Source organism: Actinokineospora fastidiosa (assembly GCF_014648415.1).
GTDB lineage: Bacteria > Actinomycetota > Actinomycetes > Mycobacteriales > Pseudonocardiaceae > Actinokineospora > Actinokineospora fastidiosa.
The window spans coordinates 1-853 of the sequence record NZ_BMRB01000021.1 but is presented as its reverse complement, the minus strand read 5'-3'; the positions used below and the strand labels follow the sequence as shown (position 1 = coordinate 853).

At 58.7% G+C, this 853-nt stretch carries 1 protein-coding gene; it reads right to left on the bottom strand.

Annotation, left to right across the window (positions count from 1 at the left end; all coding sequences use genetic code 11):
• Positions 1–230: 230 nt before the first annotated feature.
• Positions 231–722: a hypothetical protein gene (locus IEY98_RS33555; RefSeq protein WP_189214505.1), complete on the bottom strand. Its 492-nt coding sequence runs from the start codon at positions 720–722 to the stop codon at positions 231–233.
• Positions 723–853: the final 131 nt, after the last annotated feature.

The following is an 853-nucleotide window of genomic DNA, read 5'->3' as shown; positions in this document are numbered from 1 at the left end:
GGCACCTTAGACGAGGTCACTCGCTCCCTTGAGCGCCGGGTCCTCTCGGACACTAAATTGATTGGCGAGGGTGGACTAATTGACCTTGAGGGCACCTTAGACGAGGTCACCCGCTCCCTTGAGCGCCGTGAATTAGGAGGCCTCGACCTCTTGGGTACCGTGGGCTCGCTCACCAACGGTGTCCAAACCCTCCCGGTGCTCGGCAGCGTCGGCTCCATTCTTCCTGTCACTCAAGGCCTTACCTCCAAGCTTGGCTCATTGAACGGCGCCCACCAAGCCTCACCCTTGTCCACCTCCGGCTTATTGATTCCCCACTTGCTCAAACGTGACGCCGGCCTCGGATCTCTTCCATTGATCGGCTCTCTTCCTGGAGCCAGCAGCCTTTCTGCCATCCCCGGTTTGAGCAGCCTGCCCTCGATGCCGTCGCTCCCCGGTATGGGAAGCTTGCCATCGATCCCCGGAATGTCAAGCTTGCCATCGATCCCCGGCATGAGCAGCCTGCCCTCAATCCCTGGCATGTCCAGCTTGCCCTCAATCCCCAGTATGAGCAGCTTGCCCTCGCTCCCTAGCATGGATAGCCTGTCCTCAATTCCCGGCATGAGCAGCTTGACCTCCCTTCCCAAGATGGCGTCCTCGAGCATTCCCGGCATGTCTAGCTTGGCCTCCATCCCCGGTGTCGGCGGCCTTACCTCTGGCGGTCTCCCAGGCATGAGCAGCCTCACTAACCTTCTTTAAGCCCCCCTGGAATTCGCACCCAGCTACCGGTAGCATTTTTTCCCTTCTAATTTGTCTGACACGTTCACAAACCCCTGTCACTATGCACGCGCTTGCTTGGCACCCATGAATAATTGTA